Origin of the sequence: Komagataeibacter europaeus LMG 18890, assembly GCF_000285295.1 — a bacterium.
Classification (GTDB): domain Bacteria; phylum Pseudomonadota; class Alphaproteobacteria; order Acetobacterales; family Acetobacteraceae; genus Komagataeibacter; species Komagataeibacter europaeus.
On sequence record NZ_CADP01000001.1, the window covers coordinates 256,515 to 263,389 of the forward strand.

Annotated in this window: 7 protein-coding genes; 4 read left to right on the top strand and 3 right to left on the bottom strand. The window is 61.5% G+C overall.

The annotated features are described in order from the left end of the window. Positions 1-126: 126 nt before the first annotated feature. Together GEU01_RS01270 and GEU01_RS01275 are read left to right on the top strand one after the other, a co-directional pair. The gene (locus GEU01_RS01270; protein WP_019084618.1) at positions 127-1,032 is read left to right on the top strand and encodes a delta(1)-pyrroline-2-carboxylate reductase family protein; all 906 of its coding nucleotides are present in this window, start codon (positions 127-129) and stop codon (positions 1,030-1,032) included. 45 nt (positions 1,033-1,077) lie between these two features. Beyond that, positions 1,078-2,046, top strand: coding sequence for a D-2-hydroxyacid dehydrogenase (locus tag GEU01_RS01275; protein WP_010506889.1), 969 nt, complete (start codon positions 1,078-1,080; stop codon positions 2,044-2,046). A gap of 45 nt (positions 2,047-2,091) precedes the next feature. On the opposite strand, the gene GEU01_RS01280 is transcribed toward GEU01_RS01275, so the two are convergent. The 3 genes from GEU01_RS01280 to GEU01_RS01290 form a co-directional block, all read right to left on the bottom strand. Then, the gene (locus GEU01_RS01280; RefSeq protein ID WP_019084619.1) at positions 2,092-3,309 is read right to left on the bottom strand and encodes an MFS transporter; all 1,218 of its coding nucleotides are present in this window, start codon (positions 3,307-3,309) and stop codon (positions 2,092-2,094) included. A gap of 23 nt (positions 3,310-3,332) precedes the next feature. After that, positions 3,333-3,728, bottom strand: a complete 396-nt coding sequence (locus GEU01_RS01285) for a GlcG/HbpS family heme-binding protein (protein WP_019084620.1) — start codon at positions 3,726-3,728, stop codon at positions 3,333-3,335. A gap of 93 nt (positions 3,729-3,821) precedes the next feature. Continuing rightward, positions 3,822-4,550, bottom strand: coding sequence for an IclR family transcriptional regulator (locus GEU01_RS01290; protein ID WP_026018394.1), 729 nt, complete (start codon positions 4,548-4,550; stop codon positions 3,822-3,824). A 188-nt stretch (positions 4,551-4,738) separates the two neighbouring features. Here GEU01_RS01290 and GEU01_RS01295 point away from each other — a divergent pair, with 188 nt between their 5' ends. Then, positions 4,739-5,191, top strand: coding sequence for an Rrf2 family transcriptional regulator (locus GEU01_RS01295; RefSeq protein ID WP_010506898.1), 453 nt, complete (start codon positions 4,739-4,741; stop codon positions 5,189-5,191). Positions 5,192-5,431: 240 nt separating this feature from the next. Continuing rightward, positions 5,432-6,823 (top strand): NAD-dependent succinate-semialdehyde dehydrogenase, encoded by a 1,392-nt coding sequence (locus GEU01_RS01300; protein WP_019084623.1) that lies wholly within the window; start codon positions 5,432-5,434, stop codon positions 6,821-6,823. Positions 6,824-6,875 lie beyond the last annotated feature (52 nt).

The window sequence follows — 6,875 nt, forward strand, 5'->3', positions numbered from 1 at the left end:
AACAGAAGGGCCAGCCATGGGCACGTCGTTGCACATTCCGGACAAGATCGACAGGATAACAACAATAATCAGTCACCGGCATTGGCGTAGCCATTGTCAGATATCCATACCGACAGGACGGTGGGCATGAAAATTTATTCCGATCAGGAAACGGGCGACTTCCTGCCATTTTCCCCCCTGGTCAACGCGCTGGCGCTCGCCATGCAGGAACTGGAACGGGGCCAGATCCAGTGCCCGGAACGGACAACCGTGCGCACACATGACCATGCTGGCGCACTGATGGCCATGCCATCGGTCGGGCGGGATATCATGGTCACCAAACTACTGACCCTGTTTGGTGGCAATCCCGCCCTTGGCCTGCCAACCATACAGGGGCAGGTCATCTGCGCCGAAGCCTGCACCGGGCGCTTCCTGTTCACGCTTGACGGGCCAACCGTCACCATGCGCCGCACCGCCGCGGTCAGCATGCTGGGCATCCGCACGCTGGCGCGCGGCCCGGTCCGGCGCATGCTGGTCATTGGCACCGGCACGCAGGCAGTGGCGCACCTGCAGGCGTTATGCGCCCTGTATCCCGGCATTACCGTCGTCATTCGCGGGCGCACACCCCAACGGGCACGCGATTTCTGCATGCGGCACCAGACACCTGCCCTCACCCTGCGCGCGGAAGACACGCGGGAGGAACCGTTTGATGTCGTCATCACCGTCACGGCCAGCACGTCGGTCATTTATAATGAACCTGCCCGCGCGGACTGCCTGGTCATCGGCGTGGGCGCCTACCGGACCGACATGGTCGAAATCGGGCCGACGACCATAGCGGGCAGCGCGCTGTACGTGGATGACGCCATCGGCGCACCGGTCGAGGCAGGCGACCTGTATCAGGCTGGCGTGGACTGGAACACCGTAAGCCCCCTGTCGCGCGCACTGGATGACGGGGCGCCCACTGATGGCAGGCCCGTTTTCTTCAAATCCGTCGGATGTTCCGCATGGGATCTGGCGGCCTGCCGGGTGGCGCGCCTGCATGGGGCGGAGTGAACCCGCGCGTGCATCCATTTCCCATCCCCTGAGAGGATAGTGGCCGTGAGCCAGATACAAAGCCCCAACCAGACCATCTATGTCGCGCATGAATATTACGACATCCGCGCGGAACTGGAAAAACGCCCCGGCAGTCCGCCCTGCGTGCAGGTCCGGACATTCGCGCAACTGGAACAGATCATACCGCAGGCGGAAATACTGGTGATATCCATGTTATGGCGCGATAGCCTGCTGGAGCGCGCGCCTCGGCTGAAACTGATACAGTCCATCAGTTCCGGGGTGGAGCAGTTTGACCTGGAACAGATCAGGGCACGCGACATCCACCTGTGCAATGCACGCGGGGCGAATGCCGCCGTGGTTGCCGAACATGCGCTTGCCCTGATGCTCAGCCTGTCACGCCGCCTGTATGAGGCACGGGACAACCAGCACCGCGCCCACTGGTCGGGCACCGGCATGGACGACCGCCCCCGCTTGCAGGAACTGACCGGCAAAACGGTGCTGATCATAGGCATGGGCACCATTGGCGACCGGCTGGCGCGGATCTGTCTGGCGCTGGGCATGCAGGTCAGGGGCATGCGCCACAGTTCCCGCCCGCTCGATGTGCCGGGTGTTACGCAGGTCATGGCCAGCGACCTGCATGCCGCCATGGGCCAGGCCGATCATATCGTGCTGACCTGTCCCCTGACCCCGCAGACCGAAGGGTTGATGAACCAGCGCGCCTTTGCCGCCATGAAGCGCGACGCCTGCCTGATCAACGTGGCGCGCGGGCGGGTCGTGGATGAAAGCGCCCTGATCGCCGCCCTGCGCACGAACGCCATCGCGGGCGCGGCCCTCGATACCTATGCGGATGAACCGCTGCCATCCACTTCCCCACTCTGGCAACTGCCCAACCTGGTCATGACCAGCCATGTCGCGGGAGAGACGCAGTTCTATGAACGCAATGTCGTGGATATCCTGCTGGACAATACCAGGGCACTGGAAACCGGCGGCCCGTTGCGTAACCAGATTGTATGAAGAAGTTTTTTGAAAAAGGTGATATCCGGAAACTGTTATTACTTTTCAGATGCTTTCCCTGACATGCTTTTTCAGCATGAGCAGGGCAAGCAGGTACACAATCAGTCCACCTGCCGAAAACAGCGCCCCACCCCAGCCCAGCGCACCATAACCGAACTGCCGCGCCAGCAGGAAGCTGCCCCCGGCCGCCCCCACGGCATTGGCGATATTGAACGCGGAATGATTGAGGGAGGCCGCAAGCGTCTGCGCATCCCCCGCAAAGTCCATCAGGCGTGTCTGCAACGCCGGCCCAAGCGCATTGACGAAGGTTGGCACCAGGAACACGTCAACCATCAGGGCGATCTGGCTGTGCAGGATATAGGGAAACACCAGCATGGCCGCCGCACTGCCCGCCAGCGCGATCAGTGCGGCAAGATCAAGGTTGCGGTCCACCAGCCATGCGCCCGCATTCGCGCCCGCCAGCATGCCCGCGCCCCACACCACCATATACACCATGGATTCCCATTCGGGCACATGGGTCACGTTCTGCAGCACGCTGGTCAGGTAGGTATAGATCGTAAACATGCCGCCAAAGCCGATTGCCGCGGTCAGCAATGTCAGCAGCACCTGCACGTTGCCCATCGCGCTGACTTCCCTGAAGGGGGAATTCTGCCGGTTTGGCGGATCGGCAGGAATATAGCGCCACACCCCCAGGAACGTGACGAAACCCAGAATGGCGATCGTAAGATACGCCATGCGCCAGCCCAGGTGATTGGCGGCGAATGTTGAAAACGGCGCGCCGATCAGGGTCGCAATGGCGATACCCGACAGAACCCGCCCCACGGCCCAGCCGCGTCGCGCACGTTCCACCATGGATGCGCCAACCAGCGCGGAAATCCCGAACAGCGCCCCGTGCGGCAGGCCGGTAATGAAACGCGCGACTTCCACCAGTCCGGGCGTCGGCATGACGATGCTCAGGATATTCCCGAAACAGAACAGCAGTAGCAAAACCAGCAGCAGTTCACGCCGCGAAAGCCGCGCACCCAGAATGGTGATGAGCGGCGCACCGATCACCACACCCAGCGCATAGGCGGTGATGACATAACCGGCATCGGCCACGGACAGCCTGAGGGACGTGGCGAATTCCGGCAGCATGCCCATGATGGCGAATTCCCCCGTCCCGACGACAAACGTGCCAAACGTCAGGATGAAGAAAGCGGCGGTTTTCCCGTGCGGGGGCGCAACCTGCGTGATCGCGTCCCCGGCCTGCGTGTTATCTGACATGACGCATCATCCAAAAAGGGCAATCAGGCGGCTGGCTGCGTGGCGGCACGGGCAATGGCGATGTCGTCTTCCTTACTGGCGCCCGACACGCCGATCGCGCCCAGCACGCTGCCATCCGCCCCCTTCAGCACGACACCACCACCGAAGCTGGTCAGGCCACCATTGGTGTTTTCCAGGCTGTAGGCCGCGCCACCCGGCTGCGCGATCGTGGCGAAGACGGCGCTGTCCATCTGGAACAGGACGGCCGTGCGGGCCTTCTTCTGGCTGACCTCGATCGCACCGAGCGGACAGCCATCCATACGGATGAAGGCCACGGGCCACGCCGCCGCATCCATGATGGAAATACTGACCGTAACGCCCAGACGCGCCGCCTCTGACCGGGCGGCGTCAAGCAGGGACATGGCATGGGAAAGCTGCACTGTGAAAAAACCCTCTGTCTCGCGAAGAATTAAAGACAGGTTAGACACACGCTGGCGGAATGGAACATGCAAAGACGTGACCGCGTCATTTCTTCAACATTGTTGAACAGATGCCTGTTCCACATGCCGCATCATCATCCACCCCAGCCGCACAAGACGGGGGCGGGACAGGCGTGACGCCGGGCCGGTCAGGCCGATGCTGGCGCGGACTTCCCCCTGTTCGCGCCACGGAATGGCGACACAGTTCCAGCCGGGGCGGCAGGCCCCGGTATCAATCGCGTAGCCCTGCACCCTCACCGCCTCGATCCGGGCCAGGGTCATGGCGTCCAGCGCGCCGACGCGCGTCGCCATGACCCGTTTGCGCAGGCCGGGCACGAACGCAAGGAACACCAGCCCCACGGCGGAGCCTTCAAGCTGTTCATGCAGCGGTGGCCTGCCGTTGGCTGTCCCGTCACCGCCTTCGAATACCTCCAGATACGCTGCTTCGTCCCCGCTGGGCACGGCCAGGTAGACGGTCATGCCACTGTCGCGTGCAATCGCCTGCATGACGGGACGCAGCCGTGCCCGCAGGGCATTGTCGTCGCCCGCGATGCGCGCAAGGTTCAGGATACGCCCACCCAGATGGTAGCGCACATCCCCATGCCTGCGCTGCACATATCCCAGATGGTCAAGGGTCTGGAGGATGTTGTGCGCCGTCGTCTTGCCCAGTCCCGATATCTCGGCAATTTCCTGCAGCCGCGCGCGACCGCCCTTCTGTGCGATGATTTCCAGGATGGCGGCTGACCGTTCAATGGACTGGATCAGTCGGGGTGTCTTTTCCACGGGCAATACGTTTCCAGCCATATCAGGGACATGCTCCCTGCTTTTGCAGTATGCTGTCAGGTTCCGGACCGGAATGATCCCTACAGGATTTCGTCACCCCGGAATAACCCGGAACAGAACGGAAATCTGTCGGGTTATATTGTTCCATGGGTCTGGAAAAAATATGCAGATCGTATATATCTTCTTTCATGCGCCTGACCCTGCATACAGATTACGCCCTACGGACACTGATCTATCTGGGGATCCATACGGATCGCCTGACGTCCATCCGTGAAGTGGCACAGGCCTATGGCATTTCGGAAAACCATCTTGTCAAGATCATACACAAGCTGGGTCAGGCGGGTTTTGTCGAAACCATCCGGGGCCGTAATGGCGGCCTGAAGCTGGGACGGCCGGCGGCCTCCATCGTGCTGGGGGACGTGGTGCGCCACACGGAAGAAGACATGGCGCTGGTCACATGCATGCACCCCACGGAAGCAGGCAGCAAGGCCACCAGCTGTATCCTGGCGGATGTCTGTCGCCTGCGGGGCGTACTGGGGGAGGCCCTCGGCTCCTTTATCGCCGTCATGGACCATTATACACTTGCTGATGTCATAACAGACCAGGAACGCCAGCGCCTGCGTCGTCCCCTGCCAGCCTGACCCCCATATTCCCGTTGGGGGTGTGGAATGAACTCCATTTTACAATTCCACTCCAACCGGGGCCGGCCCCCGGCATAACAGCAAGAAAACCGGCGGCTTTTCCCTGTCCCGCATATTCCGCCTCCGTGCGGGACAATGATTTTTTGCACGTTTCAAGGGTTGGTGATACCTGAAACGATTCTTGCACGCCTGCTGGTGAAATATATACTTCTTGAAGAAACTCTGAGGAACCTACTGCCAATGGCTTATGCTACGACCAACCCTTATACTGGCGAGACGCTCGAGACGTTTCCCAATGCCACGGATCAGGAAGTCCAGACCGCACTGACCGAAGCATACGACGTCTTCAAGACATGGCGGCATACGTCCTTTGCCGAACGCGCGAAGGTCATGACGGCGGCAGGCCAGATCCTGCGCCGCGATATCGACAAATACGCCCGCCTGGCGACGCTGGAAATGGGCAAGACCTTTGCCGAGGCAAAGGCCGAGACCATCCTGTCGGCCGAAATCTTTGAATACTACGCAACACATGCCGAACGCCTGCTGGCGCCGGAAAAGCTGCCGGTCGCGGATCCGAAGGAAGGCGACGCCATCCTGATCCATCAGCCGCAGGGCATCGTCTTTGCGATCGAACCGTGGAACTTCCCGTACTACCAGATCGCCCGCATCATCGCGCCGCAGCTTTCGGCCGGTAACACGGTGCTGCTCAAGCATGCTTCCAACGTGCCGCAGTGCGCGGCGGCTTTCGACAGCCTGATGGCGGAAGCCGGCCTGCCCAAGGGCGGGTTCCGCAACCTGTATGCCGCGCGCCACCACACGGAAATGATCCTGAGCGACCCGCGCGTATGCGGTGTTGCCCTCACCGGTTCCGAAGGTGCAGGCACCATCATCGCGGGCGTCGCGGCCAAGGCACTGAAGAAGTCCACCATGGAACTGGGCGGTTCCGACGCCTTCGTGGTGCTGGATGATGCTGATCTGGAAAAGACCGTGAAATGGGCCGTTTTCGGTCGTCACTGGAACGCTGGCCAGGTCTGCGTGTCCGCCAAGCGCCTGATCGTGGCCGACGCCATTTATGACAAGTTTGTCGAGCTGTACAAGAAGGGCGTGGCCGAACTGAAGGCTGGCGACCCGATGGACCCGACCACCACGCTGGCGCCGCTGTCCTCGCAGAAAGCGGCTGACGACCTGATGGCGCAGGTTGAAGAAGCCAAGAAGCATGGTGCGGTTGTTGAAACCATCGGCGCGCCGGTACCCGAAAAGGGCGCCTTCTTCCGTCCGCTGCTGATGACCAACCTGCACAAGGACAACGAAGCCCGTCACTGGGAATTCTTCGGCCCGGTCACCCAGCTGTACCGTGCGAAGGACGATGCGGACGCCATCCGTATCGCCAATGACTCCCCCTACGGCCTGGGCGGCGCTGTCTTTACGCGCGACACCCAGCGCGGCGTGAAAGTGGCCGAACAGATCTATACCGGCATGGTGTATGTCAACCATCCGACCATGGTGAAGGCCGACCTGCCCTTCGGCGGTGTCGCCCGTTCGGGCTACGGCCGCGAACTGATCGGCCTTGGCATCAAGGAATTCGTCAATCACAAGCTGATTGATGTCGTGGATATCGACGCCCCGTTCTGATCGGGTCAATATTCCCGGACACGCGGCCTGTCTTGCAGGCAGGCCGCGCCAC